Origin of the sequence: Mesorhizobium sp. C395A, assembly GCF_030323205.1 — a bacterium.
Lineage (GTDB): Bacteria > Pseudomonadota > Alphaproteobacteria > Rhizobiales > Rhizobiaceae > Mesorhizobium.
Map to the genome: position 1 here is coordinate 2,119,631 of NZ_CP100473.1, position 26,490 is coordinate 2,146,120.

The 26,490-nt window shown below is 62.4% G+C and carries 24 protein-coding genes, 1 pseudogene and 1 riboswitch; of the genes and pseudogenes, 15 read left to right on the plus strand and 10 right to left on the minus strand.

All coding sequences use genetic code 11. The features are described 5' to 3' along the window. The first annotated feature begins 73 nt into the window (after positions 1-73). From NLY37_RS10570 to rpmG, 3 genes are all read left to right on the plus strand, one after another. The gene (locus NLY37_RS10570) at positions 74-1,249 is read left to right on the plus strand and encodes an MFS transporter (protein WP_023681570.1); all 1,176 of its coding nucleotides are present in this window, start codon (positions 74-76) and stop codon (positions 1,247-1,249) included. 116 nt (positions 1,250-1,365) lie between these two features. Beyond that, a complete protein-coding gene (locus tag NLY37_RS10575; RefSeq protein WP_023741456.1) occupies positions 1,366-1,821 on the plus strand; it encodes a YqfO family protein in 456 nt (151 codons plus the stop codon). A gap of 422 nt (positions 1,822-2,243) precedes the next feature. Next, positions 2,244-2,411 (plus strand): 50S ribosomal protein L33, encoded by a 168-nt coding sequence (rpmG, locus tag NLY37_RS10580; protein ID WP_006201775.1) that lies wholly within the window; start codon positions 2,244-2,246, stop codon positions 2,409-2,411. A 409-nt stretch (positions 2,412-2,820) separates the two neighbouring features. Here rpmG and NLY37_RS10585 read toward each other — a convergent pair whose 3' ends face one another. Together NLY37_RS10585 and NLY37_RS10590 are read right to left on the minus strand one after the other, a co-directional pair. Beyond that, entirely contained in the window at positions 2,821-4,194 is a 1,374-nt protein-coding gene (locus tag NLY37_RS10585) for a PleD family two-component system response regulator (protein ID WP_023741457.1), read from the minus strand. A gap of 24 nt (positions 4,195-4,218) precedes the next feature. Then, the gene (locus tag NLY37_RS10590) at positions 4,219-4,590 is read right to left on the minus strand and encodes a response regulator (protein ID WP_023667574.1); all 372 of its coding nucleotides are present in this window, start codon (positions 4,588-4,590) and stop codon (positions 4,219-4,221) included. 239 nt (positions 4,591-4,829) lie between these two features. Between NLY37_RS10590 and NLY37_RS10595 the strand changes: the two genes are divergently transcribed. Beyond that, entirely contained in the window at positions 4,830-5,129 is a 300-nt protein-coding gene (locus NLY37_RS10595; protein WP_023681573.1) for a DUF3572 domain-containing protein, read from the plus strand. Further along, positions 5,126-5,779 (plus strand): hypothetical protein, encoded by a 654-nt coding sequence (locus NLY37_RS10600; protein WP_023741458.1) that lies wholly within the window; start codon positions 5,126-5,128, stop codon positions 5,777-5,779. Before NLY37_RS10595 ends, NLY37_RS10600 begins: the two co-directional genes overlap by 4 nt. A 25-nt stretch (positions 5,780-5,804) precedes the next feature. On the opposite strand, the gene NLY37_RS10605 is transcribed toward NLY37_RS10600, so the two are convergent. Continuing rightward, positions 5,805-7,334, minus strand: a complete 1,530-nt coding sequence (locus NLY37_RS10605; RefSeq protein ID WP_023741459.1) for a DUF2125 domain-containing protein — start codon at positions 7,332-7,334, stop codon at positions 5,805-5,807. Between the two features lie 98 nt (positions 7,335-7,432). Further along, positions 7,433-8,008 carry a GNAT family N-acetyltransferase gene (locus NLY37_RS10610; protein WP_023710630.1) on the minus strand — a complete coding sequence of 192 codons (576 nt, stop codon included), beginning with the start codon at positions 8,006-8,008 and terminating at the stop codon, positions 7,433-7,435. A 67-nt stretch (positions 8,009-8,075) separates the two neighbouring features. Here NLY37_RS10610 and NLY37_RS10615 point away from each other — a divergent pair, with 67 nt between their 5' ends. Continuing rightward, positions 8,076-9,404 (plus strand): DNA polymerase IV, encoded by a 1,329-nt coding sequence (locus NLY37_RS10615; protein WP_023741460.1) that lies wholly within the window; start codon positions 8,076-8,078, stop codon positions 9,402-9,404. Positions 9,405-9,410: 6 nt separating this feature from the next. Here the strand turns inward: NLY37_RS10615 and NLY37_RS10620 are convergent, their stop codons facing one another. Beyond that, positions 9,411-9,917, minus strand: coding sequence for a hypothetical protein (locus NLY37_RS10620; protein ID WP_023741461.1), 507 nt, complete (start codon positions 9,915-9,917; stop codon positions 9,411-9,413). Positions 9,918-10,098: 181 nt separating this feature from the next. Between NLY37_RS10620 and NLY37_RS10625 the strand changes: the two genes are divergently transcribed. Continuing rightward, on the plus strand, positions 10,099-10,980 hold the full coding sequence (locus tag NLY37_RS10625; protein ID WP_023741462.1) for a DMT family transporter: 882 nt from the start codon (positions 10,099-10,101) through the stop codon (positions 10,978-10,980). A 7-nt stretch (positions 10,981-10,987) separates the two neighbouring features. Here the strand turns inward: NLY37_RS10625 and NLY37_RS10630 are convergent, their stop codons facing one another. The 4 genes from NLY37_RS10630 to NLY37_RS10645 form a co-directional block, all read right to left on the minus strand. Next, positions 10,988-11,791, minus strand: a complete 804-nt coding sequence (locus tag NLY37_RS10630; RefSeq protein WP_023741463.1) for a potassium channel family protein — start codon at positions 11,789-11,791, stop codon at positions 10,988-10,990. Positions 11,792-11,944: 153 nt separating this feature from the next. Then, positions 11,945-12,343: a nuclear transport factor 2 family protein gene (locus tag NLY37_RS10635; RefSeq protein ID WP_023741464.1), complete on the minus strand. Its 399-nt coding sequence runs from the start codon at positions 12,341-12,343 to the stop codon at positions 11,945-11,947. A 169-nt stretch (positions 12,344-12,512) separates the two neighbouring features. Further along, the gene (dnaE, locus tag NLY37_RS10640) at positions 12,513-16,040 is read right to left on the minus strand and encodes a DNA polymerase III subunit alpha (RefSeq protein ID WP_023741465.1); all 3,528 of its coding nucleotides are present in this window, start codon (positions 16,038-16,040) and stop codon (positions 12,513-12,515) included. A 262-nt stretch (positions 16,041-16,302) separates the two neighbouring features. After that, entirely contained in the window at positions 16,303-18,315 is a 2,013-nt protein-coding gene (locus tag NLY37_RS10645; RefSeq protein WP_023741466.1) for an acetyl-CoA carboxylase biotin carboxylase subunit, read from the minus strand. Between the two features lie 237 nt (positions 18,316-18,552). Here NLY37_RS10645 and NLY37_RS10650 point away from each other — a divergent pair, with 237 nt between their 5' ends. The 6 genes and pseudogenes from NLY37_RS10650 to NLY37_RS10675 all read left to right on the plus strand — a co-directional run bounded on the left by NLY37_RS10650 (position 18,553) and on the right by NLY37_RS10675 (position 23,427). After that, on the plus strand, positions 18,553-19,680 hold the full coding sequence (locus NLY37_RS10650; RefSeq protein ID WP_023681583.1) for an S-(hydroxymethyl)glutathione dehydrogenase/class III alcohol dehydrogenase: 1,128 nt from the start codon (positions 18,553-18,555) through the stop codon (positions 19,678-19,680). A 122-nt stretch (positions 19,681-19,802) separates the two neighbouring features. After that, positions 19,803-20,371: pseudogene (gene gfa, locus NLY37_RS10655) on the plus strand (S-(hydroxymethyl)glutathione synthase). Between the two features lie 64 nt (positions 20,372-20,435). Then, on the plus strand, positions 20,436-20,909 hold the full coding sequence (locus tag NLY37_RS10660; RefSeq protein WP_023695438.1) for a YaiI/YqxD family protein: 474 nt from the start codon (positions 20,436-20,438) through the stop codon (positions 20,907-20,909). Between the two features lie 20 nt (positions 20,910-20,929). Beyond that, positions 20,930-21,622: a DUF1345 domain-containing protein gene (locus tag NLY37_RS10665; protein ID WP_023741467.1), complete on the plus strand. Its 693-nt coding sequence runs from the start codon at positions 20,930-20,932 to the stop codon at positions 21,620-21,622. Positions 21,623-21,758: 136 nt separating this feature from the next. Next, positions 21,759-22,634 carry a cytochrome b/b6 domain-containing protein gene (locus NLY37_RS10670; protein ID WP_023691148.1) on the plus strand — a complete coding sequence of 292 codons (876 nt, stop codon included), beginning with the start codon at positions 21,759-21,761 and terminating at the stop codon, positions 22,632-22,634. 1 nt (position 22,635) lies between these two features. Then, positions 22,636-23,427 (plus strand): molybdopterin-binding protein, encoded by a 792-nt coding sequence (locus tag NLY37_RS10675; protein ID WP_023667591.1) that lies wholly within the window; start codon positions 22,636-22,638, stop codon positions 23,425-23,427. Positions 23,428-23,578: 151 nt separating this feature from the next. Here NLY37_RS10675 and NLY37_RS10680 read toward each other — a convergent pair whose 3' ends face one another. After that, positions 23,579-24,580 carry a hypothetical protein gene (locus NLY37_RS10680; protein WP_023710640.1) on the minus strand — a complete coding sequence of 334 codons (1,002 nt, stop codon included), beginning with the start codon at positions 24,578-24,580 and terminating at the stop codon, positions 23,579-23,581. 199 nt (positions 24,581-24,779) lie between these two features. Then, positions 24,780-24,866, plus strand: a riboswitch (glycine riboswitch). A 149-nt stretch (positions 24,867-25,015) separates the two neighbouring features. Here NLY37_RS10680 and gcvT point away from each other — a divergent pair. Together gcvT and gcvH are read left to right on the plus strand one after the other, a co-directional pair. Beyond that, positions 25,016-26,116, plus strand: a complete 1,101-nt coding sequence (gene gcvT / locus NLY37_RS10685) for a glycine cleavage system aminomethyltransferase GcvT (RefSeq protein WP_023741468.1) — start codon at positions 25,016-25,018, stop codon at positions 26,114-26,116. 5 nt (positions 26,117-26,121) lie between these two features. Then, the gene (gene gcvH / locus NLY37_RS10690; protein ID WP_023688297.1) at positions 26,122-26,490 is read left to right on the plus strand and encodes a glycine cleavage system protein GcvH; all 369 of its coding nucleotides are present in this window, start codon (positions 26,122-26,124) and stop codon (positions 26,488-26,490) included.

Sequence of the window (26,490 nt, forward strand, 5' to 3'; positions counted from 1 at the left end):
TCCAGGAAAAGTGTGACGCGGTTTTCCGTCCGGAATTACGCAATATCAAACAAACAGAGTATTCAGGCATCACATGACGGTCGATACCCAGCAAGAGGGCGACGAGCGCGTACATTGGCTACCTATGATCGCCGCGATCTCGTCGATCAGCGTCGTGGGCATCGCCATAGGCCTCGGCATGCCGCTGCTCAGCGTTATTCTCGAGAGCCGCGGCCACTCGGCATCGATGATCGGCCTCAACACCGCGGTCGCCGGCCTCGCCTCGATCGCCGGCGCCCCGCTGGCCACGCCGCTGGCGATGCGCTTCGGCGTCGCCTGGACGATGATCGCCATGATCGCCGCCGGCGCGCTCGCCTTTGTCGGCTTCCACTTCGCGCCGGACTTCTGGATGTGGTTCCCACTACGCGTCGTGCTGCACATCGCGCTGACGGTGCTGTTCATCCTGTCGGAATTCTGGATCAGCACCTCGGCGCCGCCGCGCCGGCGCGGCCTGGTGCTCGGCATCTACGCCACAGTGCTGTCGCTCGGCTTCGCCGCCGGGCCATGGATCTTCGCCCATATCGGCAGCACCGGCTTCTTGCCGTTTGGCGTCATCATCGTCCTGGTCGCGCTGGCCGCAATCCCGGTGCTGGCCGCACGGAATGAAAGTCCCACAATCGTGGTTGACGGCGAAACCAGCAACTTCCTGCGCTACATCTGGCTGGTGCCGACAGCGACCGCCGCCGTGCTGGTGTTCGGCGCCGTCGAGACCGGCGGCTTTGCGCTGTTCCCCGTCTATGGCAACCGCATCGGCTATTCCGAGGCGGATGCAGCCCTCCTGCTCACCATGATCGGCCTCGGCAACGTGCTGTTGCAGATCCCTATCGGCATGATCAGCGACCGCGTCTCAGACCGCCGCTATCTGCTTTTGGCCTGTGCCACGGTCGGACTTGCCGGCACCATCTTCATGCCGTTCTTCGCCGGCAATTGGCACCTGATGGCGGCGCTTCTGTTCGTCTGGGGCGGCGTGGTGGCCGCCATGTACACGATCGGCCTTGCCCATCTGGGCTCGCAGCTCTCCGGCCATGAACTGGCCTCGGCCAATGCCGCCTTCGTGCTCTGCTACGGCGTCGGCATGGTGCTTGGCCCGCAGGCGATCGGCATCGGCATGGATGCCTTCGGGCCCTCCGGCTTCGGCTGGTCGCTCGGCCTGTTCTTTGCCGCCTATATCGCCTTGGTCAGCGCCAGGCTGGTCCGCAAGATCTGGTAGCCTGTCCGTCGCCAGCCTGCGCAATCCTGACGGGATGTCGCCGCTGCTGACAGAACCGTGTCAGGAGACCTCAGCTAAAAGGGTGTCCCAAAAAACCCGAGTTTGAGGATACGGCGATGATCGACAGCGGCTTTGAAACCACATCTCTGCGCATGACGCTTCTGCTGCTTGTCAGCTTCCAGGCCCCGGCAGCCGATGTCGACCGCATCATGGACGCCGTGGTCGCGATCGCGCCGCTGGCAATGGGCAAATACGACCGCAACGCCTATCAAACGGCGCACGGCATCGAACGCTACCGACCGCTGGAAGGTGCAGCCGCCGGCGTCGAAACCGAACTGCGCCGCCGCCCCGGCACCGTCGAGGTCTCGTTCGAGTTGCCCGACGACCAGGTGCTCGCCGCCTGCGTCGTCGAGGCGATTTTCCAGGCGCATTCCTACCAGGAGCCGGTGATCCGCATCCAGCCGATCCTCGCCAGCCGCTCCAAGGGCCTGGACGACCGCGCCAATCCGAATCGCTGGTGGAACACCACCGGGGACTGGAAGAAAGCGCTTCCAGTTAAGGAAGAAGCCTAGAAATCCGGCCCCGCTGAGGGGAAGCACCGGCCTTACCTTCTCCGTTGTGAGGTGAGAAGCGGTCCGTAGCGGACGAAAAGCCAATTGCGTGGTTTTTCGAGATTCGAATGCCCTGAGCCTGCGAAGAGTTGGGCGCGGGTGACCAATCCACCCTGCCGAACCAGCGCCGCTTCGCAGCGTCGCGGCATTCGCCGGCCTATAGCCATGCTGTCCGTCTCATCCTCAGCCTCCATCGGGCCGATGATAAAACCGGACAACTCATGTGCTACCTAATCCGGACAACTCATGTGCTTACGACACGGCGGCCGCGCCGGGCTTGACTTTCCGGGCACGTTCTTTATGTGTCGCGCCAAGTTTCCCGCGTCCGGGTGTTTTCCCCCGCTCCAGCGGCCAAAACCCCACGAACATAACGGACTGATACAATGGCCAAAGCCGCAAACATCAAGATCAAGCTTCTGTCGACCGCCGACACCGGTTTCTTCTACGTGACCAGCAAGAACAGCCGTACCAAGACCGACAAGCTGTCGTTCCGCAAATACGACCCGGTCGCCAAGAAGCATGTCGAGTTCAAGGAAACCAAGATCAAGTAATCTGGTTTTCATACGCTCTGTCAAAAGCGCCGCCCCTTCGGGCGGCGTTTTTGATTCAAGGCCCCGAAAAGCCAGAACCCTCCGCTGTTTGGCGCGAAGTGCTCATCTCATTTTTTGGCAAAAAAGGGGGCCGGTCGGCGTATGGCAGCGGTACGAGGAGGCCACTATGTGCCAGCGCCGGCCGGCCGACCCCACGGACCCAGGAGATGCGGCGGACCTGAGCATCATGGGGTATTCGGCGAAGCGATGCGGCTGTCTACCCTCGTGCCCGCATCGCCCTTGTTCTTGCACCGCACATTTGCGCAACAATGTTTGAAAATCAATAGTTTCTTAACCAAGCCTGCCGAATCGCTTGGATTAAGGTAAATTCCTAACCCTGTCCGATTGCCTGGATAATCGGTGGTCTAGCCTACGCTGCCTTGGCGACGACCCGGTTGCGGCCGCCACTTTTGGCTTCGTAGAGCGCCACGTCGGCACGTTTCATCAACGCCGCGACCGTGTCCGCGCCCTTCAGAACCGATGACACGCCGACGCTGACCGTGACTTCGATCGCCTTGCCGTCAGGACCGATGGCAAACGGCAGCTGGGCGATTTCGGCGCGAATGCGCTCGGCAACCTTCTCCGCCACCGTGCCGTCCGTGTCCGGCATCACAACGACGAATTCCTCGCCGCCGAAGCGGCAGGCAAGGTCGATGCCCCTGACGTTCTTGCGCAGCCGCCTTGCGAACTCGCGCAGCACATCGTCGCCGCCATCATGGCCATGCGAGTCATTGACGGTCTTGAAGCGGTCGAGATCGGTGATCATCACCGACAGAGGCCGCCGCCGCGCCACGGCGCGGTCGAACAGCGTCTGCAAATGGCTGTCGAGGTAGCGGCGGTTGTGCAGCCCGGTCAACGCGTCGGTCACCGCCATCTCGATGGTCTGGGTGACACTGGCGCGCAGCTGGTCGTTGTAGCGCTTGCGGCGCACCTGCGTGCGCAGCCGCGCCGTCAGCTCCTGCTGGTCGATCGGCCGCATCAGATAGTCGTTGATGCCGAGCTCGAGGCCTCTGATGATGCGGCCCTCCTCGCCTTCGTCGGCAATCAGGATGATCGGCAGGAAGCGGGTGCGGTCGAGCGAACGCAATTGCGAACACAACCGCAGCGGATCGAAATCGGTAAAACCGGTCGAGATCAGCACGCACTCATAGGGCGCCTCGGCGGCCTGGAAGAAGCCGGCATGCGGATCGGTGGCAATGTCGAGCTCGGCGCTGCCGCGCAGCATGTTCTGGATGCGCTCAACCGACGATTTGCGCTCGTCGATCAACAGCACCTTCAGCGTGGCGTCCTCCGACGCGAAGCTGCGGCTCAACAGCGCCTCGATGCCGATGTTGCGGGTGGTCGATGCGCGCAGCCGCAGCTCGTCGGTCAGCGACTTCAGCCTGACCAGGCTCTTCACCCGCGTCATCAGTTGCAGATCGTTGACCGGCTTGGTGAGAAAGTCGTCGGCGCCTGCCTCGAGGCCGCGCACCCGGTCGGCAACATGGCCCAGCGCGGTCACCATGACCACCGGTATATGCGCGGTCGCCGGATCGCTTTTCAGCCGCTTGCAGACCTCGAACCCGTCCATGCCGGGCATCATCACGTCGAGCAGCACGACATCGACCTTGCCGTTTTCGCAGGTCTCGATCGCGTCCGGCCCGTTGGAGGCCGTCAACACCTCGAAATATTCGGCCAGCAGCCGAACCTCGAGAAGTTTGACATTGGCAGGAATGTCGTCGACGACGAGGATCCGCGCGGTCATGTCACAAGGCTCCGGCTGAAGGCATCAGGCATCACCGAGATAGGATTTGATGGTCTCGATGAAACGCGGCACCGAGATCGGCTTGGAGATGTAGGCCTCGCAACCGCCCTGGCGAATGCGTTCCTCGTCGCCCTTCATGGCGAAGGCGGTGACGGCGATGACCGGAATGGAATGGAGGTCGTCGTCCTCCTTCAGCCATTTCGTCACTTCCAGCCCCGACACTTCGGGCAGCTGGATGTCCATCAGGATCAGGTCGGGCCTGTGCTGGCGCGCCAGATCGAGCGCCTCGAGCCCGTTGCGCGTGCGCACCGTTTCATAACCGCTGGCTTCGATGAGGTCGCGAAAGAGCTTCATATTGAGCTCGTTGTCCTCGACGATCATGACCTTCTTAGGCATCGATTTCCCGTCCCGGCCAGGCTTCTGCCCGAAGCCCTGCCGCTATGCGCCCTTGTCGAAGCACACCAAACCCTCGCTCACTCTTAAGGCAATATGATTGACGAAATGGAAACCCGAAGCGGCAAAAGCCATTCGGATTCCACCTCGAAAACCACATTGGATCGGGGCTGTGGCTTGCCGCAGGCGACGCTTGCGATTACTGCGGAAAAGAGACTCATTTCCGCAACGAGAAAGTAGTGATGGCAAACGCAGCGTCAATGCGCGAGGAAGCGGAAACCATTGCCGTGAAGGCACTGGGCTTCGTCGCCGCCGACCCCGAACTCCTGCCGCGCTTCCTGGCCCTCACCGGCATCGAGGCGTCCGCCATCCGCCGCGCCGCGGCCGAACCGGGATTCCTTGCCGGCGTGCTGCAGTTCATGCTTGCCCACGAGCCGACCTTGCTGCGCTTTGCCGAGGAAACCGACACGCCCCCGGCCGCCATCGGCAAGGCGTTGCGGGCGCTGCCTCTTGGCGGCGACGACCATGAGCATTCGATATGAGCGACGATCCCGAGACGGCACGCCAGATCGCCGAACTTGCAGCCGACGACCGGCCTCTGCTGATCCTCGATGTCGACGATGTCGTGCTCGAATTCATCCGGCCGTTTCCGCATTTCCTGAAATCGCGCGGCTTCGGCCTGACCCTGGCCTCCTTCCGTCTCACCGGCAACATTGCCGAAACGGCGAGCGGCCGGCTGATCGAACAGCCGGAGGTGACGGCACTTCTCGGAGATTTCTTCGATACGCAGGCCGACTGGCAGAGCGTTACCGACGGTGCCGAACAAGCGCTTGCCAGCCTCAGCGACCGCGTCGAGATCGTCCTTTTGACCGCCATGCCGCACCGGCATCGCGCTGCGCGCCGCGCCCATCTCGATGCGCTCGGGCTGCCCTACCCGCTGTTGACCACCGAGATGGCCAAGGGACCGGCGGTGGCGAAACTGCGCGGCAAGAACGGCCGGCCGGTGGCCTTTGTCGACGACCAGCCCGCCAATCTTATCTCGGCGCGCAATTCCGTCGCCGACGCGCATCTCTTCCACCTGATGGCCGACAATTCGCTGCGCGCCTTCATGCCGCCGGTGCCCGACGACATCATCTCCGTCGAGGACTGGCGCGATGCCGCGCCGAAGATCGCGAGCGCGCTCGGGCTTTAAGCCCAAGCGCCTCCAAGCTTGGCGATCAAGGCTGCAGCTTCGCCCCTGCTCCGCCATTGTTGCCCTCGCCAGGGATCGCATCCTGATCGGTGTTGTCTTCCACGACCGGATCCGGCCCCTTCAGCATGGCGCCGTTGACCGTCACCGACCCATCGTGCCTGGCGTTGATCACCCATTCGATACGGCCATCCGGCAGCGTCTTGGCAAATCCCTTGATGGCCAAGGCGCCGGTAAAAGCCTGTGAGGCCTGCGGGTCGGTCTTCGCCGCCTCCTGCAGGCTTGCCACGATCTTGTCGTAGCCGGTCACGTCGATCGTCACGTTGGCATCGGGCTTCTCGCCATCGGGAAACGTCATATCGCCCTCCAGCCCGATTTCGGCACCGCCGCCCTTGACCGTGCTGTGGCCGATGAGGATCTTGGGGCCGTTCGCCAGAAAATCTTTCTTCACGCCGTCGCCGAAATCCGCCGAAAGCGGCGGGTTGTTGTTGAGATCGAAGGCCTCGATAGCCTTCTTGGCCATTGTGTCGAGATCGATGTTGGCCCCACCGAAATTGAGGTCGATGTCGGTGGGCAACAGCGCGACGCTCCAGGCTGGAACAAGATTTTGCGGTATCGAGAGCCCAGACGCTTTGATCCCGTAGCTGATCGTCCCGTTGCGCGAGACACCGTCCATGCCGAAGGCGATGCCGAGTGTTGCTGCGCCGAAACTGCCGATCGGGCTGCCGACGCTGAAATCCTTGAGACTGTAAGCCCCATCAATCCGCTCCCATATCGGCAGCGCGGTCAGAAGATGCGACTTGAGCTCCGCCTGATCGGCTTTCAGTTTCGCCTCGTCCTCATTGGCCACGGCGAAAGCCAACAGGTCCAGAATAGGCTTCGTGCGCAGCCCCTTGCCTTTCGCGTCGACCGAAAATTCGGGCGACTTGACCGTCAGCGGGATTTTCTGCCCGCTGTTGGGGTGGTCGATCGTGATGACCTCTGCAAAATCGGCAAACGTCTGAACCATGCTAAAATCGACACCGCCATTTGCGCCCTTGGTAGCGCTCATTGTGGCGGTTCCAGCACCAGAACTCATCTCCGTGCGCTGCCTGGCGTCCTGCGACGTCATATTCATGCCTTCAAGTGACGACGTGGCGCTGCTGAAAGCCGCCAACTCGGGATCGTAGACACCAACGAACTTCCCGCCCTTGATAGACATCTTCATGCTTTGCGGCCCCTGAGGGCCGTTGAACTCCATCGACCCTTCCGGCGCCAGATTGCCTGAGACATCCCACGCGCCATCGCTGCGTGGTTTGGTCAACAGCGTATAAGGGGTGAGATCGAGCTTCAGGCCATCCTGTTTTGCCAAGAGTTCCACGACGGGCTTGAAATCGAATGCGAGCTTGTAGGCGTCGCCTTCGACCGAGACCTTCAGAAATCCGATCTCGAACGGCTTCTTGCTGAAATAGCGCGCCAGATTGTCGGTAAGCTGCTTGGCGCCCTCGCTGTCGACCGTCTGCCCAAGCGCCGGCGCACTGCAGGCTAGAAGCAAAGCGAATGGCAAAACGCGCTTCATATCGATCCTCCACTTTATTGCAGTCGTCAAAACCGCTTCTACCACTGGTAGGAAAATACCATCACAGCCGCAAGACAAGACCTATGGATTGCTGCCGCCTACAGCACAAGCCGCATCAGCGGCCGGCCGGCCTTGCGTTCGAGGAGCCGCTCGAAGCCGGCCTTTTCGAACACACGCGACGAGCCGACGAACAGCCCGATCGAACGCGAATCGCGCGACACGTCGATCGGACACGCCTCGACCAGCCGCGCCTTGTTCTGGCGGGCAAAAGCGATGCCGCCCTCGACCAGGCGGTGGCTGACGCCCCGGCCGCGCGCGCTGGCGCGGATGAAGAAGCAGGAGATGGCCCAGACGCCGGGATCTACGGCGTCGGTTGGATCGACCGGCGCCGAGCCCCGGCCCCGATTGTTCCATTCGGGCACGTCGGCGCGTGGACCGATCTGCATCCAGCCGACCGCCTGGCCGTCCTCGAAGGCCAAAAGCCCCGGCGGCGGCCCGGCCTCGATACGCGCCTTGATATGATCCTTGTTGCGCTGCTTGTCGCTGGCCCGTCGGACCGCCGGCGCCATCCGGAAATGCGTGCACCAGCAGCCGTAACAGGCGCCCTGCTTGCCGAAAAGATCCTCGAAATCCGCCCATAGGTCAGGCGCCAGCGGCGCTATGGTGGTGCTCATGAGTTCTCTCCCGGCTAACCGCTTGTGGCGGCTTCCGTCCTGACGTACCATTGCATCTGTTCTCTTTATGTTCGCAGCGATGGCGGCCCCTGTCAACAATCCCGAGCACGGTTTTTGCCGCGACTGCCTGACCCTTCAGCGCAGCGATACCAGGCGCTGTGAGCGTTGCGGCAGCCCTCGACTCACCCGCCATTCCGAGCTCTACCAGCTGCATCTGGCGCATATCGATTGCGACGCCTTCTATGCGGCGATCGAAAAGCGCGACAATCCGGCGCTGAAGGACAAGCCGCTGATCATCGGCGGCGGCAAGCGCGGCGTCGTCTCCACCGCCTGCTACATCGCCCGCATCAAGGGGGTACGCTCGGCAATGCCGATGTTCAAGGCGCTCGAAGCCTGTCCGGAAGCGGTCGTCATCCCGCCCAATATGGAGAAATACGTCCGCGTCGGCCGCGATGTCCGCGCCTTGATGCAGGCGCTCACGCCGCTGGTCGAACCGCTCTCCATCGATGAGGCGTTTCTCGACCTTGCCGGCACCGAGCGCCTGCACGGCATGCCGCCGGCGGTGGTGCTGGCGCGCTTTGCGCAGACCGTCGAAAAGGAAATCGGCATCACCGTTTCGGCCGGCCTTTCCTACTGCAAGTTCCTGGCCAAGGTTGCCTCCGATTTCCGCAAGCCGCGCGGCTTTTCGGTGATCGGCGAAGCCGAGGCGCTGGGTTTCCTGGCCGAACAGCCAGTGACGCTGATCTGGGGCGTCGGCAAGGCTTTTGCCGCAACGCTCGAACGCGACGGCATCCGCAGCATCGCCCAGTTGCAGCGCATGGAGCGCGCCGATCTTATGCGCCGCTATGGCGTGATGGGCACCCGGCTCTACCATCTCTCGCGCGGCCAGGACGACCGCCGTGTCGATCCCGACCAGGATGCGAAAAGTGTGTCGGCCGAAACCACTTTCGACACCGACATAGCTGAAATGGGCGAACTGGTTCCAGTGCTGAGGGGATTGTCGGAAAAGGTCTCGGCGCGGCTGAAGAAGTCAGGCATTGCCGGGCGCACCGTGGTGCTGAAGCTGAAGACGCAGGATTTCAAGCTGCGTACCCGCAACCGCCAGCTCGGCGACCCGACCCGGCTGGCCGACCGCATTTTCCAGACCGGGCTCGAGCTGTTGCGCAAGGAGGCGGACGGGACAAAGTACCGGCTGCTTGGCATCGGTGTCAGCGATCTCTCGGATGACGAGAAGGCCGATCCGCCCGATCTCGTCGACGTCGGCTCGCGCAAGCGCGCCATGGCCGAAAGCGCCATCGATACGCTGCGCGACAAGTTCGGCAAGAAGGCGGTGGAAACCGGCTACACCTTCGGTAAAGGCCGCAACCCCAACCCGCCGGAGCCGATCGAGGAGTGAGACGGCTTAGATACGCTTGAGATCGATGCGGCTCGTCACCACGCTCTTGCCGGTTTTCGGATCGACGTCGGTAACGGTCAACCGCATTCCGTCGCCGCTGGTTTTCTCCACCGTCAACCGCGCCTTGCGATCGCCATTGACCTCCGCCGCCCAGCGAATGCCGAGACTGATCGCGTTCCCGGAACGGCTGCCGGCGAGCTGTGCCGGCCCGGTGCGCGACCCGACATAGACGCCAGTATACTTCGCCCCGCGGGCCTTCAGATTGGCGCTGATGGCGCGCGTCACCACGACAAGACCACGGCAATTGCCGTCAAGCGACAATGAACTCGAGGTCGCGTCGGAATTGAAGGTGCAGGACACATTCACCGTCGGTGCGTCGGTGGTGACCTTGACTGTCCCCTTGCCGGAGAAATTCCCTTGCAAGGAGCTGAGAAAATTCGCCTCGTCGGCATCGGCCGTGGCGCTTGCAGTTAGCAGGCAGCCGGCTAGCAGAAACCGCGCGAATGATTTCATCGGAATCTCTCCCCCGTTGATGTTGAAGAACGATGCCTCAAGCAATTGGCCAATACCGGAACCAACGCCTGCCGTTGCGTCAGGTTCCACTTCCGGCATGGCTGTTTTTGCTACGGTCTGGCCCAGTCGAATGCGTCGCCTAACGGTTGCGATAGAAGTCCCGGCTTGCGACATAGCGCCTATGGCACCTTCCCCATCGATCCCGAAAGCCGCGTTCTGGATGGCGCTGTCGATCGCCTCGTTTCTGGCGATGTCAGTCGCTGGCCGCGCAACCACCGCCGAGCTCAACGTCTTCCAGGTGCTGGAACTGCGCTCGGTCATCGGCTTCTTCATCCTGTTGCCGCTGGTGCCGATGAGCGGCGGATTCGCCGCAATGCGCACGCAGCGCCCGTTGGCCCATATCGCTCGCAATGTCATCCACTATACGGGCCAGGCGGCATGGCTCTATGCGCTGACGCTGATCCCGCTTGCGGTGCTCATATCGATCGAATTCACCACGCCGATCTGGACCGCGATCCTGGCGGTGACCTTTCTTGGCGAAAGGCTCTCCCGCCCGAAAATTGCGGCGGTCGTGCTTGGCCTGATCGGCGTGGTGGTCATCGTTCGCCCCGGCGTCGGCTCCATGGATCCGGGTCACCTCGTCGTTCTCGGCGCGGCCGTGTGCTTTGGCGTATCGGTGGTGTTGGTCAAGTCGCTGACCCGCACGGACAGTGTCGTGCGCATCATCTTCTGGATGCTGATCATCCAGTCGGTGGTCGGCCTGATCCCGGCGCTTTATGAATGGCGCAACCCACCGCTCGAACTCTGGCCATGGATCCTGCTGATTGCCTTCACCGGCATGTCGTCGCATTTCTGCATGGCGCGTGCCCTCACCTATGCCGACGCTACGGTGATTTCACCGATGGATTTCCTGCGCGTGCCGCTGTCGGCGCTGATCGGCTGGCTGCTCTACCGCGAACAGATCGACATCTTTACAGCCGGCGGCGCCCTGCTGATCCTGATGGGCAACCTGCTCAACCTGCAGCGCAAGGCGCCAAAGCAGGCCGAGGTCGCGGCCTCGTAGCGGTCGGTCAATTCCCCTCATCCGGTATGTTGAGAAGATGCCCGCAGGCCTTGCAGTGCACGGCGTCCGGCTCATGCCGTTGCAGTCCGCACTGCGGACAGGGAAAGAACACCTTGGCGGGTCGAAAAATCGCCGTCGCCAGTCTGACGAACAGCGAGATGCCGATGATCATGGTGGCGATCGCGGTCAGCTTGCCGGCGATCCCCGGCAGCACGATGTCGCCGAAACCGGTCGTCGTCACCGTGGCAACGGTGAAATACAGCGCATCAATGTAGTTTTCGAGGCCGGCGCCGGTGCGGAAGAAGAAGGTGTAGACGAAGCCGGTGATGACGAACAGGAACGTCAACAGGTTGATGACCGCGTGGCCCGCCTCGCGCCAGGGCCTCAAGCCACGCATTTCGAAATGCCGCCACAGCGACCCGCTGCGCGACAGCGACCACAGCCGCAGGATGCGCAGGAACGCCAGATTTGCCAGCGCCGTCGGCATCAGCAGCGTCAGAAGGATGAAGACATCGACCCAGGATGTCGGCTGTTTCATCAGCCGCAGCATGTCGTTGGAGGCTAACAGCCGGGCAATCAGGTCGGCGGCGACCAATGCGGCGACGGTATAGTCGAGCCACAGGAATGACGGCTTGTCCTGGAGCACCGGCGTGGCAACGAAGAAGGCGATGATGGCGAGGTCGATGATGACCGCCACCAGCTGAAACCGGAACGCCGCCGGCGTGCGTCCGTGATAGAGCTTGCGCAGCCGGTCACGCAGCCGCGCCATCGCTGAGCTTTGCTGCAATCCGTCCTTCTCGGCTGCTTTCATCACCAAGTGCGTAACTGTCCCAGCCGGGGCCGTCTAGAGCATGATCCCAAAAAGTGGGTGCCGGTTTTTGGAAAAGATCATGCTCCAACAAAGGGTTAGATCATGATGAGATTTCAACCGAATCTCATCATGATCTAATGGCCCCGGTGATCCTCAGCCCTCCACCACCTTGCCGTCCGGCCCGACGAGGCGCCAGGCCGAGGCGGTGTCGTAGACGAACCGCTCCTCCGCAATCCGGTCACCACGCCAGCGCTGCAGGGCCACCTCTTCCAGCCGGCGCACGGTGCCGGCCTTGTCGACACGGTCGAAGGTCCAGCGGATGGCGACATTGTCGCCATCGACCAGGAATGTCTGGACAGGATGGGTGTGCATCTTCTCGATCCGGTCGAGTGCTGCCTGCTCATGCGCCATCAGTGTTTCATTGCCGCGCCGCGGGACGCCGAGATTTTCCTGCATGGTGGCATCGTCATGGTAGAAGTCGGCGATCGCTTTGACGTGGCTGCCTTCGACCACCTCCTTGAGGAAGGCTTCGACGCGTTCGCGGCTGGGCATGATTGTGCGTTCCTGTGAAGTTTCTGCTCAACGCATGTGGTTCAAAGGAAGGTCAGGTCAACCACGCCCCGCACGCTGGCCCTATCGGCTGCAATGTCAGGCCCAGAGCATCTTTAGGCCGTGATGCACTGGCCGACGTCGATGCGATTGCCGTGTATATCAGCGCAGCCTAGACGAGCTCGACTTCGACCACACCCGGCACCGCGCGCATGGCCGACGCGATCTGCGGCGAGATGCGGTAGCGGTTGGGCAATTCGATCTCGATCTCGCCCTGCGCCTCTTCTTTGATGACGATAATGCTTACCTGACTTTCCCCACGCTGGGTAAGCTGCGATTGAATCGCCGACGCAGGCCCGTCATTTCGAACGAAGATGCGCAGCGCCTTCTGGATACGGCTGGCCTCATCCTCCAGCGACTGCACCGTCTGGATGCGCAGATTGACCCCTTCGGGCCTATCCTCGGCCGAAACGGTGATCACCACCGAACGTCCGGGCTCGAGCAGATCGCGATACTGCGCCAACCCTTCCGAAAACAGCACGGCTTCATATTGGCCAGATGTGTCGGAAAAGGCGATGACGCCCATCTTGTTGCCGGTTCGGGTCTTGCGCTCCTGCTTGGTGGTGACGGTGCCGGCGAGCCGGCCCGCGGCGGCACCGCGTTTGACCGCAGCCGAGAACTCGCCCCAGTTTTGCACGCGCATCTTCTGCAGGGCCGCCTTGTACTCGTCGAGCGGATGCGCCGAAAGATAGAAGCCGACGACCTGGAATTCGCGGTGCAGCCGGTCGGCGGCAAGCCACGGATCGGTCTGCGGCAAATTGAGCGCCTGCTGCTGCGCGCCGAGCGACGCGCCGAAAATGTCGTGCTGGCCCGAAATGGCATTCTGCTGCGCCAGAGAAGCCAGCCCCATCATCCGTTCGACGCCGGCCATCATCTGGGCGCGGTCGTGGCCGAAGCAGTCGAGCGCGCCGGCCATGATCAGGCTTTCGAAGACGCGCTTGCCGACGATCTTGGGATCGACCCTTTCACAGAAATCGGCGAGATTCTTGAACGGCTTTTCGCCGCGCATGGCGACGATGTGCTCGACCGCAGCGTCGCCGACGCCCTTGAGGGCCGCCAGCGAATAGTAAATGCGGTTCTCGCCGACCTCGAAATTGCGGAAGCTGGTCATCACCGACGGCGCCACCACCTCGATGCCGAGACGCAGCGCATCCTGGCGGAAATCGGCGAGTTTGTCGGTATTGCCCATGTCGAGCGTCATCGACGCCGCCAGGAACTCGACGGGGTAATGCGCCTTGAGATAGGCGGTCTGGTAGGACACGACGGCGTAGGCGGCCGCGTGCGATTTGTTGAAGCCGTAGTCGGCGAACTTGGCCAGAAGGTCGAAGATGAAGTCGGCCTGCGGCTTGCCGACGCCGCGTTCGACCGCACCGGTGACGAAACGCTCGCGCTGCTTGTCCATTTCGGCGCGGATCTTCTTGCCCATCGCGCGACGCAGCAGATCGGCTTCGCCGAGCGAATAGCCCGACAGTTCCTGCGCGATCTGCATCACCTGTTCCTGGTAGACGATGACGCCTTGCGTCTCCTTCACCAGATGGTCGATCTTGGGATGGATCGATGCCATCTCCTCTTCGCCATGCTTTCTGGCGTTGTAGGTCGGGATGTTCTCCATCGGGCCGGGACGGTAGAGCGCCACCAGCGCGATGATGTCCTCGATGCAGTCGGGCCGCATGCCGATCAGCGCCTTGCGCATGCCGGCACTTTCCACCTGGAACACACCGACCACTTCGCCGCGCGACAGCATGGCGTAGGTTTCAGGATCGTCGAGCGGGATCGTCGCCAGGTCGATCTCGATGCCGCGCCGGCGGATCAGCTTCACCGCCGTCTCCAGCACCGTCAGCGTCTTCAGGCCGAGGAAGTCGAATTTTACGAGCCCGGCCTGCTCGACATATTTCATGTTGAACTGGGTGACCGGCATGTCGGAGCGCGGATCGCGGTACATCGGCACCAGTTCCGACAAGGGCCGGTCGCCGATGACGATGCCGGCGGCGTGCGTCGAAGCGTGGCGGTAGAGCCCTTCCAGCTTTTGCGCCATATCGAGCAGCGTCTGCACGATCGGCTCCTTCTCGGCCTCCTCGGCAAAGCGCGGCTCGTTGGCGATGGCATCCGCCAGCTTGACCGGATTGGCCGGGTTCTGCGGCACCATTTTGGAGAGCTTGTCGACTTGGCCGTAAGGCATTTGCAGCACGCGGCCGACGTCGCGCAGCACCGCGCGCGCCTGCAGCGTACCGAAGGTGATGATTTGTCCCACCTGGTCGCGGCCATATTTCTGCTGGACGTAGCGGATGACCTCTTCGCGCCGATCCTGGCAGAAGTCGATGTCGAAGTCGGGCATCGACACGCGGTCCGGATTGAGGAAGCGCTCGAACAGCAGCGAGAAGCGCAGCGGATCGATATCGGTGATGGTGGTGGAGTAAGCGACCAGCGATCCGGCGCCCGAACCACGGCCCGGCCCGACCGGAATGCCTTGCGCCTTCGCCCATTTGATGAAGTCGGCCACGATCAGGAAGTAACCGGGAAATTTCATCTTCTCGATGATGGAGAGCTCGAAATCGAGCCGCTCGCGGTATTGTTCGACCGTGTAGCCGGCGGTGGGTCCATGCGCCGCCAGCCGGGCGTCGAGACCTTCATGGGCCTGCCGGCGCAGTTCATCGGCCTCCGCTTTCAGCGCCACCTCATTGTCGGCGACATCGCCGCCGGTAAAGCGTGGCAGGATCGGATTGCGGGTCTTGGGATAGTAGGAACAGCGCAGCGCGATCTCGACGGTGTTGTCGATCGCTTCCGGCAGGTCGGCGAACAGCCGCGCCATATCGGCCTGGCTGCGCAGGAAATTGTCCGATGTCAGGCGGCGGCGGTTGTCGGCGGCAACGACGGACCCTTCGGCAATGGCGATCAGCGCGTCATGCGCTTCATAGTCGTCGCGGGCGGCGAAGAACGCCTCATTGGTGGCGACCAGCGGCAGATCATGGATATAGGCAAGGTCGACCGATGATTTCTCGATAGCGCGGTCATAACCGGAAACACGGTCCAGTTCGACATAGAGCCGGTCGCCGAACAGCGCCTTGAGTGCCAAAAGCCGCGTCTCGGCAAGATCTCGGCGATCCTCCTTCAGCGCCCGGCCGATCGGGCCGCGCGGCCCGCCGCTGAGGCAGATCAGGCCATCGCTATGGCCTTCCAGCATTGCTGACGTCAGATGCACGGGCTCGCCCGGCGGCGTCTCCAGATAGACCTGGCTGACCAGCCTGACCAGGTTGCTATAGCCAACCTCGGTGGCGGCGAGCAGCACCACGGCGTTCATCTCCGGCCCGTGGCGGCGGCGGTCGCGCTGTGCGTCGCTCGTCTCGCCGGAAAAGGCGAGATCGATCTGGCAGCCGATGATCGGCTGGATGCCTTCCTTCACCGCCTTCTGGGCAAATTCCAGCGCGCCGAACAGATTGTTTGTGTCGGTGACTGCGATTGCCGGGCACTCGTCCTTGACGGCATGACCGACAACGGCGGCGACCTGCAAGGCGCCCTCGAGCAGCGAATACGCCGAATGCACGCGCAGATGGATGAACGGCCGCGCCGGCGCCTCCGGGCGCGCAGCAGCGAGCGCTGCTTCGCGCCTCAGGGGATCGCGTGGAAGTTTGTCATCCGCCATGATGTTTCAAATTGCTCGAAGGGCTTTGAGTCGATGGAGATGTATTGTCCCGGACCGGGCGATGCCAGTCCAGCACAAATGACCACCGACCACAGGCTTCCGTACCCAGCCGCACGGCTCAGAGATTGTTTCTGAAATTCGCTCTGGCGAGTCATATGATGGTGGTTTCGAGAACCGGAGCGCAGCGGCCATTGGTCCGTGAGCACGGGAAGCGCAGAAACCGCCTTCAGATGGCCGCCGGAGTAGAATTTCCAAACAATCTCTAGGCGAACTCCATGATCACCGCATCCACAGCCAGGCTGTCACCCGGCTTGGCGTTGAGCTTCGACACGACAAGATCGCGGTCGGCGCGCAGCACGTTTTCCATCTTCATCGCCTCGACCACGGCCAGCGTCTCGCCGGCCTTGACCTCCTGCCCCTCGGCAACCGCGATCGACACGACCAGGCCCGGCATCGGGCAAAGCAGCATCTTGGACGTGTCCGGCGCCACCTTCTCCGGCATCAGCCTTTCCAGTTCAGCCGTGCGCGGCAGCATGGCGCGTGCCCTCACCGACATGCCTTTCCAGGCAATGCGCAGGCCGTTCGGCGCCGGCCTGATCTGCGCCGTGACCTTGCGGGCACCGACAGTGCCGCGCCAGATGAGGTCGCCCGGCCGCCAGTCGGACGCCACCGTCAGCGCTTTGCCGCCATCGACCGACAGATCGATTTCCATCGGAATGGAGATCATGCCCTCGATGATCGAAGCCTGGAGATAGTCGTCGCCGAGCTTCACCACCCAATCGCGCTTGAGTGCGCCCGAATGCGGCGCCAGCCGCCCGCCCAGCCGGTCGAGCCGGTCGCGGCGCAGAAGCTCGACCGCGGTGGCGATCGCCGCCAGCACTGCCTTTTCATCGCCATTGGGCACGATCGGCGCGAAGCCGTCAGGATATTCCTCGGCGATGAAGCCCGTCGATATCCGCCCCTCGCGCCAGCGCGGATGCTGCATCAGCGCCGCCAGGAATGGAATGTTGTGCTCGATGCCGTCGACGACGAAACTGTCCAGCGCTTCCGACATGGCGTCGATTGCCGCCAGCCGTGTCGGCGCCCATGTGCAGAGTTTTGCCACCATCGGGTCATAGAACATCGAAATCTCGGAACCTTCGGTGACGCCGGTGTCGTTGCGGATGACGATGTCGCCGAACGTGCCCTCCTCTGGCGGCCGGTAGCGCGTCAAACGGCCGATCGAGGGCAGGAAATTGCGATAGGGATCCTCGGCATAGAGCCGGCTTTCCACCGCCCAGCCGTTCAGCTTGACGTCGCTCTGCTCGATCGCCAGCTTCTCGCCGGCGGCGACACGGATCATCTGCTCGACTAGGTCGATGCCGGTAACAAGCTCCGTCACCGGATGCTCGACCTGCAATCGTGTATTCATTTCAAGGAAATAGAAGTTCTTTTCAGCATCGACGATGAACTCGACGGTGCCGGCGCTCTGGTAATCGACCGCCTTGGCCAGCGCCACGGCCTGCTCGCCCATGGCCTTGCGCGTCCTGGCATCGAGGAATGGCGACGGCGCCTCCTCCGCAACCTTCTGGTTCCGGCGCTGGATCGAGCATTCGCGCTCGCCGAGATAGAGGGCGGTGCCATGCGCGTCGGCCAGCACCTGGATTTCGATATGACGCGGATCGACGACGAACTTTTCGATGAAGACGCGGTCGTCGCCGAACGAGCTTTTCGCCTCCGAGCGCGCCCGGTCGAAGCCGTCGCGCACTTCCGACTGGCTCCAGGCAATGCGCATGCCTTTACCGCCGCCGCCGGCCGAGGCCTTGATCATCACGGGATAACCGATCTCGCCGGCGATCTTTTCGGCATGGTCGGCATTTTCGATGACACCAAGCCAGCCGGGAACCGTCGACACCTCAGCGGCCTTGGCGAACTTCTTCGATTCGATCTTGTCGCCCATCGCCTTGATAGCCTTGGGTTTCGGACCGATGAAGACAATGCCCTCAGCCTCAAGCGCTTCGCAGAAGGCGGCCCGCTCCGACAGAAAACCGTAGCCGGGATGCACGGCCTGCGCGCCCGTCTCCTTGCAGGCAGCGATGATCTTTTCAGGCAGAAGATAGCTTTGCGCGGCAGGCGATGGCCCGATATGCACGGCTTCGTCGGCCATTTCGACGTGCAGGGCGTCGCGATCGGCGTCGGAATAGACCGCTACGGTGGCAATCCCCATCCTGCGCGCCGTCTTGATGACGCGGCAAGCAATCTCGCCGCGATTGGCGATCAGGATTTTCGTGAACATCGAAGGCGTTTCCTCGGTCTTTCGTCCTTCTTATGGGCTTCGGCAGCCGGGCTCAAGCACCGCCGGCAGCGCACCCATCAAGACACTCCCTGCCCGCCAGGCCCGTGCCGAGGGGCGAAGGTTGGGCTCGCCGACGACTGGGCCAAGATTTGCGCCATATTTGGTCGCCAAATCGGGTTGAAACAGTATAAAAACCCTGAAAGCCTGAAGACCAATCGCCTTGGGAGGAATTGCCTAATGAAAACCCGCGCCGCTGTCGCTGTCGCCGCCGGAAAGCCGTTGGAAATCATGGAGGTCGACCTCGACGGACCGCGCGAAGGCGAGGTGCTGGTCGAGATCAAGGCGACCGGCATCTGCCACACCGACGAGTTCACCTTGTCGGGCGCCGATCCCGAAGGCCTGTTTCCGGCAATCCTCGGCCATGAAGGCGCTGGCGTTGTCGTCGATGTCGGCAAGGGCGTCACCTCGGTCAAGAAGGGCGACCACGTCATCCCGCTCTACACGCCGGAATGCCGGCAGTGCCCATCCTGCCTGTCGCGCAAGACCAATTTGTGCACCGCCATCCGCGCCACGCAGGGCCAAGGCTTGATGCCCGATGGCTCCTCGCGCTTCTCGATCGGCAAGGACAAGATCTTCCACTATATGGGCTGCTCGACCTTCTCCAATTTCACCGTTTTGCCCGAGATCGCCGTCGCCAAGGTCAACCCGGACGCGCCCTTCGACAAAATCTGCTACATTGGTTGCGGCGTCACCACCGGCATCGGCGCGGTCATCAACACCGCGAAGGTCGAGCAAGGCGCGACTGCTGTCGTCTTTGGTCTCGGTGGCATCGGCCTCAACGTCATCCAGGGCCTGAAGCTCGCCGGCGCTGACATGATCATCGGTGTCGACCTCAACAACGACAAGAAGGCATGGGGCGAGCGCTTCGGCATGACGCATTTCGTCAATCCGAAGGAGATCGACGGCGACATCGTTCCTCACCTCGTCAACTTGACCAAGCGCGGCGCCGACCAGATCGGCGGCGCCGACTACACATTCGACTGCACCGGCAACACCAAGGTGATGCGCCAGGCGCTGGAAGCCTCGCATCGCGGCTGGGGCAAGTCGGTCGTCATCGGCGTGGCCGGCGCCGGCCAGGAGATTTCGACCCGGCCGTTCCAGCTGGTCACCGGCCGCACCTGGATGGGCACCGCCTTTGGCGGCGCACGCGGCCGCACTGACGTGCCGAAAATCGTCGACTGGTACATGGACGGCAAGATCCAGATCGACCCGATGATCACCCATTTGCTGAAGCTTGAGGACATCAACAAGGGTTTTGATCTCATGCATGAGGGCAAGTCGATCAGGAGCGTCGTCGTTTACTAAGTGCGATCAGCAAAAGTGGCGCCCGGTTTTGCGTCCGATCGCACACCAAACCGAGGAAGAACAAGCCGCCGACCGAAGGGCCAGCGACTGAAGTTGCACAGGTTCAACAAGGGAGGAAGACAATGCCTGAGAAACTGCATCCCAAAATCGACAATGGCTTGCCAAAGGAGAGCGCAAGCTTTGCCGGCGGCACGCTGGTCTGCGCCTGCACCAGCAAGCCGGTGAAGGTGACGGTCAAGGGCCAGATCGCCCACAACCATGCCTGCGGCTGCACCAAATGCTGGAAGCCTGACGGCGCGGTGTTCTCGGTCGTGGCCGTAGCCGGCACCGGCGATGTCACAGTCACCGAAAACGGCGACAAGCTGAAAGTGGTCGACCCCTCGGCACTTATCCAGCGTCACGCCTGCACCGGCTGCGGTGTCATATGCACGGACCGGTCGAGCGCGACCATCCGTTCAAGGGTCTGTCCTTCATCCATCCCGAGCGCTTCCAGGAAGACGGCTGGTCACCGCCGGGCTTCACCGCTTTCGTTTCGTCGATCATCGAATCCGGTGTCGACCCCAAGCGCATGGACGGCATCCGCGGCCAGTTGAAGTCGATGGGCCTCGAGCCCTATGACTGTCTCAACCCCGGCCTGATGGATTACATTGCCACCTGGACGGCGAAGAAGTCGGGCGCGCGGCCGGCCTGACAGTACGAGATTTCTGGCATGGGGCCGGGTAACATGCCGGCCCCATGTCCGTTTTGGAGAGATAATGCCGGCACCCGCCATCTACGTCGACGCCGACGCCTGCCCGGTGAAAGCCGAGGTCGAGAAGGTCGCCGAGCGCCATGGCGTGGTCGTCACCTACGTCTCCAATGGCGGGCTGCGTCCGTCGCGCGATCCGATGATTCGCAACGTCGTCGTCTCTAAAAGCGCCGATGCCGCTGACGATTGGATCGTCGAGAACGCAAAACCCAACGACATCGTGATCACCGCCGACATCCCGCTTGCCGCTCGCACCGTGGCGCTCGGCGCGCATGTGCTTGGGCCAACCGGCCGGCCGTTCACGCCGGAGACCATCGGCATGGCGGTTGCAATGCGCGATTTGAAGCAGCATCTGCGCGAAACCGGCGAGAGCAAGGGCTACAATGCCAGCTTTGCGCCACAGGATCGCTCGCGTTTCCTGGGTGAGCTCGACCGTATCTTGCGGCGGGCTCTGAAATCCGTCACACCCGACCAGACGTGAGCATCATCCGAGGTCGGGCTATGGCCGACACATCGCCGAATAACCCCTTGCAGCGGCACAAGCAGTTCTTTGTGTCGCTAGCCGTCGGTCTGGTCGTATTTGCCGCGGTATTGCCTTTGATTGGATCGCTCCCCGTCTCCACGCGGCTTGCTTATTCGATCTCGATTGCCGCCGATTCCTTCTTCGTCGTCTTCATCGCGCTCGTCATCGCCAAGATGCCGCTGCTGTCCGGCCGCTATCTCAGCAAGAACGCGCGCGAACTGGACCTCCCAGTGCTGGGCATCTTTGCCATCACGCTCGGCATCGTCGCCATGGCCATTGTCCTGCTGTTCCTTTTGATCAATCACAAGGATCGCGACCCCATCGAACTCGGCTTCGCCATGCTGTCGATCCCGCTTGGCTGGTTCACCATCCATGCCATGGCCGCCCTCCACTATGCGCATGTCTACTGGATGGACGGCGACGCGATCGATGCCGAAACCAAGAAGAAGATACCGGTCGGCGGCCTCGATTTTCCCGGCAGCAAACGGCCGGACGGTTGGGACTTTCTCTATTTCGCGACGGTGATCGGCATGACCGCGCAGACCGCCGACACCGCGATCACGACCTCGCATATGCGCCGCGTGGTGCTTGTCCATTCGATCCTGTCGTTCTTCTTCAACGCCGTCATCGTCGCCGCCGTCGTCAATCTCACGGTGAGCCTCGGCAATTGAGTATCCGTGCCCGCGATAAACCCGTGCCCGTAATAAAAACGTGACCGCATGAAACATCGCTTTCGATAGCGACGTATTGGGAGGACAAGGACGAGCGCGGCCATCCCAGGATCGCGCAGCCGGAGGCGAGGAAAAGATGGAAACCATTACCATGAGTCAGCCCGGCGCAGGCGTCGATGCCGCCTCAACGAAGGATGCGACGCTGATCTACCGGCAATCGCGCTGGACCCGCCTGACGCACTGGCTGTGGGCGATCTCGCTGTTCTTCTTGCTTTTGTCCGGCCTGCAGATCTTCAATGCCCGGCCGCAGCTCTACATCGGCAAGCAATCCGGCTTCGAGTACAACAACACCGTCTTTGCCATCGGCGCCGAAAACACCGCCACCGGCCCGCGCGGCTATACCGAAATCTTCGGCCATCGCTTCGACACCACAGGCGTGCTCGGCTGGTCGGGCCCGGCCCGGCAGCAAACGTCGCGTGCCTTCCCGTCCTGGGCGACAATCCCGTCCTATTACGATCTCGGCACCGCCCGCGTTGTGCATTTCTTCTTCGCCTGGATACTGACAACCACCTTGGTCGTCTGGCTGGTCGCCAGCCTGGTCAACGGCCATCTGCGCCGCGATCTGGCGCCGCGCCTTGACGATCTCAAGCGGCTGCCGCAGGACATCATCGAGCACGCCAAGCTCAGGTTCCACCACACACGCGAATACAACACGCTGCAGAAAATGGCCTATGGCGGCGTACTGTTCGTGCTGTTGCCACTCATGATCATCACCGGCCTTGCCATGTCGCCGAGCATGAACTCGGTGCTGCCCTGGCTCAACGAACTGCTCGGCGGAAGGCAGACGGCGCGCACCATCCATTTCACGGTGATGGTGCTGCTGGTCGGCTTTTTCATCGTCCATATGATGATGATCCTCGCCGCCGGCCCGATCAACGAACTGCGCTCGATCATCACCGGCTGGTACCGCACCGATCCGCCAAGGCATGGCGACACCGAGAGGAGTGCGTGAGATGGCCAAATTCCAGATCAGCCGCCGAAAGTTCCTGACGGGCGCCGGCCTCGGCGTTTCCGGCATCATGTTGTCGGGCTGCGATGCCTTCGACAGCCAGCTCGGCATGGGCGACGGCCTGCGCAGTTTCCTCGAAAACGCCAATGGCCTGACCTACCGCGCGCAACGCTGGCTTGCCGGCCGCGATGCTCTGGCGCCGGAATTCACCGAGGCCGACATCCGCCAGCCGCAGCGGCCGAACGGCGTCACCGCGCCCGACGATGACACCTACAAGGGCCTGCTCGCCAACAATTTCGCCGACTGGCGGCTGGAGGTAACGGGCCTGGTCGAAAAGCCGCTGTCGCTCAGCCGCGAGCAGTTGGAGAACATGCCGAGCCGCACGCAGATCACCCGCCACGACTGTGTCGAAGGCTGGAGCTGCATCGCCAAATGGACCGGCACCCCGCTGTCGCTGGTGCTCGACCAGGCTGTGGTCAAGCCGCAGGCCCGCTATGTCATGTTCCACTGCCTCGATACGATCGATCGCAGCCTCTCCGGGGAAATCAAATATTACGGCACCATCGACCTGATCGATGCCCGCCACCCGCAGACGATCCTCGCCTACGGCCTCAACGGCAAGCCGCTGCCGGTCGAAAACGGCGCGCCGCTGCGCGTGCGCGTCGAACGACAGCTCGGCTACAAGATGCCGAAGTATCTCTACAAGATCGAGCTCGTCGACAGTTTTGCCAATATCGGCGGCAGCCGCGGCGGCTATTGGGAAGACAATGGCTATGACTGGTATGGCGGGATTTGATGGCCTCGCATTCTGACCGAGCACGATCTGACTCCGGCCGAACCGAGCTTGCCTGAGGAAGCCGGTTTCGAGCGCGTGGCCGAACTTGGCGATTGGCCTGAAGACACTCCAATATCGTCCTCTGCAAAACGGTCGCAGAAAACGGCGCGGCTTAAGCAACCTTGTCGAGCAGTGGCTTGAGCGCCGGATGTATCTCCGGCGAGGCGAGTTTGATCAGCGTCAGCAGCGCGCGTTCATTGTCACGCAGCGGGCGGTCGGTGCCGATGCGATCGGCCAGCCATTTCGCCTCGCTGGCGTCGATCGTCTCGGCGCGGCGCGCGAGTGCCTCGGCGGCACGGTTCTTCGACTCCCATTCGGCCTCGATATCGCCGGGCGAACGATAGGCTTCCATGATGCCGGCCAGGCCGCCCGACACCATGCGGCTGAAGAAGCCACCAATTTCGGGCTCGACCTGGTCCAAGAAACTGTCACGACGCAGCGCCACATCGCGCGTCGGCGCTTCGTAGCCGGCCGAACACATGACGAAATTGGCGAGCGCCTTGACGAACAGGTCGTTCCAGGACGGGTCGTTGTGGGCCGCTGCGGTCTGCTCGTTGATCTGGAACAGCACCTCGGCCTCAACCCGTGTGATGGCGATGTTACCGTCGCCGCCATAGGCATGGAGAATGCGGCGCAACAGATCGACCTCTGCCTTGGCGACCAGCCCGGGAACCAGCGCGCCGCCGAGCATCAGTGGTCCCTTGCCGTCGACCACCGCGTTGGCGACCTGCTCGAGCGCATAGGCGGAGAGCCGGCCGGGCGATGATTTCGCCCTTTCCAGCACATGCACCAGCAGTTCCAGTTCGGTCACACTGTCGACCATTCCGTCGCGCGAGATGGTCTGGATCAGCCAACCGGCATTGTCTTCAGAGATATAGCCTGCCGGCTTTTCCTGGTGGACGATGTAGTCGGTAACGGCCTCGACGAAGAATTCAGGCCATTGCGGGCATTTGTCCGTCGCTGTCGCATCGAGCGCGAACAGTGCTTCAGCCTCGCCGCGCGTCACCACGCCGTCGGCGAACACTTCGCGACGCAGCATGACGACATCTTCCGCCGTGATGCGGTCCTTCGAGGCCAGCCCCGCCACCGGCGCGCTCCCGATCCGTTCGCCCATCTGTCAATCCCCATCCGCCGTGCCCAACGCAATTGCCGGCCAAACCGTCAGCCCAGAATATCGCCATTGTCTTGAAAAACCGGCAAACGGCGTGGTTAGCGACGACTGTAAAGACGACGCGCTTTACGTGTCGCTGGCAGGTGACAAGGTGTCGCCGACAAGCTATGGATGGCGCGTCGAGGGCTTAAGTTTTGAGTCCTACCTGTTTGCGGGAGAGAGCAGCGCGAGCTGCCGCCGAAGGGGAAATCGCCCGAAATCTCTCAGGCAAAAGAACCGTAGACGGGAAAGACACTCTGGAAAGTCGGGGCTTGCCCCCGCGCCGAAGGTGTAAGCGTCGCCGACAGAGTTCCGGTTGCGCGAGTCTCTCAGGCTTCAGACAGAGGGGCACGGACTGGTCGCCAGCAGCGGCCGATTGCGTGCGACTCTGGAGATGACATGACGGGCGACGACACCAAACACCTTCCTCTCGAAGATCTGCACACCGCCGCCGGCGCACGCTTTGGCGCCTTTGCGGGCTGGTCTATGCCGCTGATCTATCCGGCCGGCGTGATGAAAGAGCACCTTCACACCCGCGAACATGCCGGCCTGTTCGACATTTCGCATATGAAGCTGTTCGCTGTCAGCGGACCGGGCGCTGCGGCACTGCTCAACCGCGCCAGTCCGCTCGATGCCGGCGCGCTTGAGATTTCACAGTCCAAATATACTTTCTTCCTCAACGAGGCCACCGGGATCATCGACGATCTTATCGTCACCCGGCTCGGCGCCGAGCGCTTCATGGTGGTCGCCAACGCCGGGAATGCGGTCGAGGACGAGAAGCATCTGCGTGCGCTGGCCGCGGACTTCGACGTCAAAGTCGATGCGCTCGACCGCGTCTTCCTGGCGATCCAGGGGCCGGAAGCCTGGGCTGCCTTGTCCCGCGCCGGCATCGAGACCGGCTCACTCTTGTTCATGCATGGCATCGAGCCTAAGCAAAACTGGTTCATGAGCCGCTCCGGCTACACCGGCGAGGACGGCTTCGAGATCGGCCTGCCGGAGGCGGATGCGCGCGCTCTGGTCACGAAACTGCTCGAGGACGAGCGTGTGTTGTGGATCGGCCTTGCTGCCCGCGACTCGCTGCGGTTGGAGGCCGGCCTGTGCCTGCACGGCCAGGACATCACGCCGGAGATCGATCCGGCGAGAGCCGGCCTGATGTGGGCGATCCCCAAAGATCTCCGCGCCGGCGGGTCCTTCATCGGCGCCGATGCGCTGCGGTCCATCCTGGAGCGCGGGCCGTCGCAAAAGCGCGTCGGCCTGAAGCCGGACGGCCGCCAGCCGGTGCGCGCCGGCGCTGCTTTGTTCGATGCCGACGGCGATCCGGCCGGCTACGTGACATCAGGCGGCTTCGGCCCGTCGGCCGGCCATCCCGTCGCCATGGGCTATGTGTCAACGGCCTTGGCCAAGCCGGGCACGAAACTGTTCGCCGACGTTCGCGGGACGAAAATCCCGGTGGATATCAGTTCCTTGCCCTTCACTCCTCATCGCTACCGCAAAGGATAATTCCGATGGCAAAAACCTATTTCACACAAGATCACGAATGGCTGAGCGTCGAGGGAGGCATCGCCACCGTCGGGATAACCGACTATGCGCAGGAACAGCTTGGCGATCTCGTCTTCGTCGAACTGCCTCAAATCGGCACCAAACTCAGTAAGGGCGACACCGCCGTGGTCGTCGAATCCGTCAAGGCGGCATCCGATGTTTATGCGCCGGTTGACGGCGAGATCACCGACGCCAACGGCGCGCTGTCCTCGGACCCGTCGCTGGTCAACTCCGCTGCGACCGGCGACGGCTGGCTGTGGAAGATGAAGCTCGCCGACGAAGGCCAACTCGCAGGCCTCATGGATGAGGCCGCCTACAAAGCCCATATCGGTTGA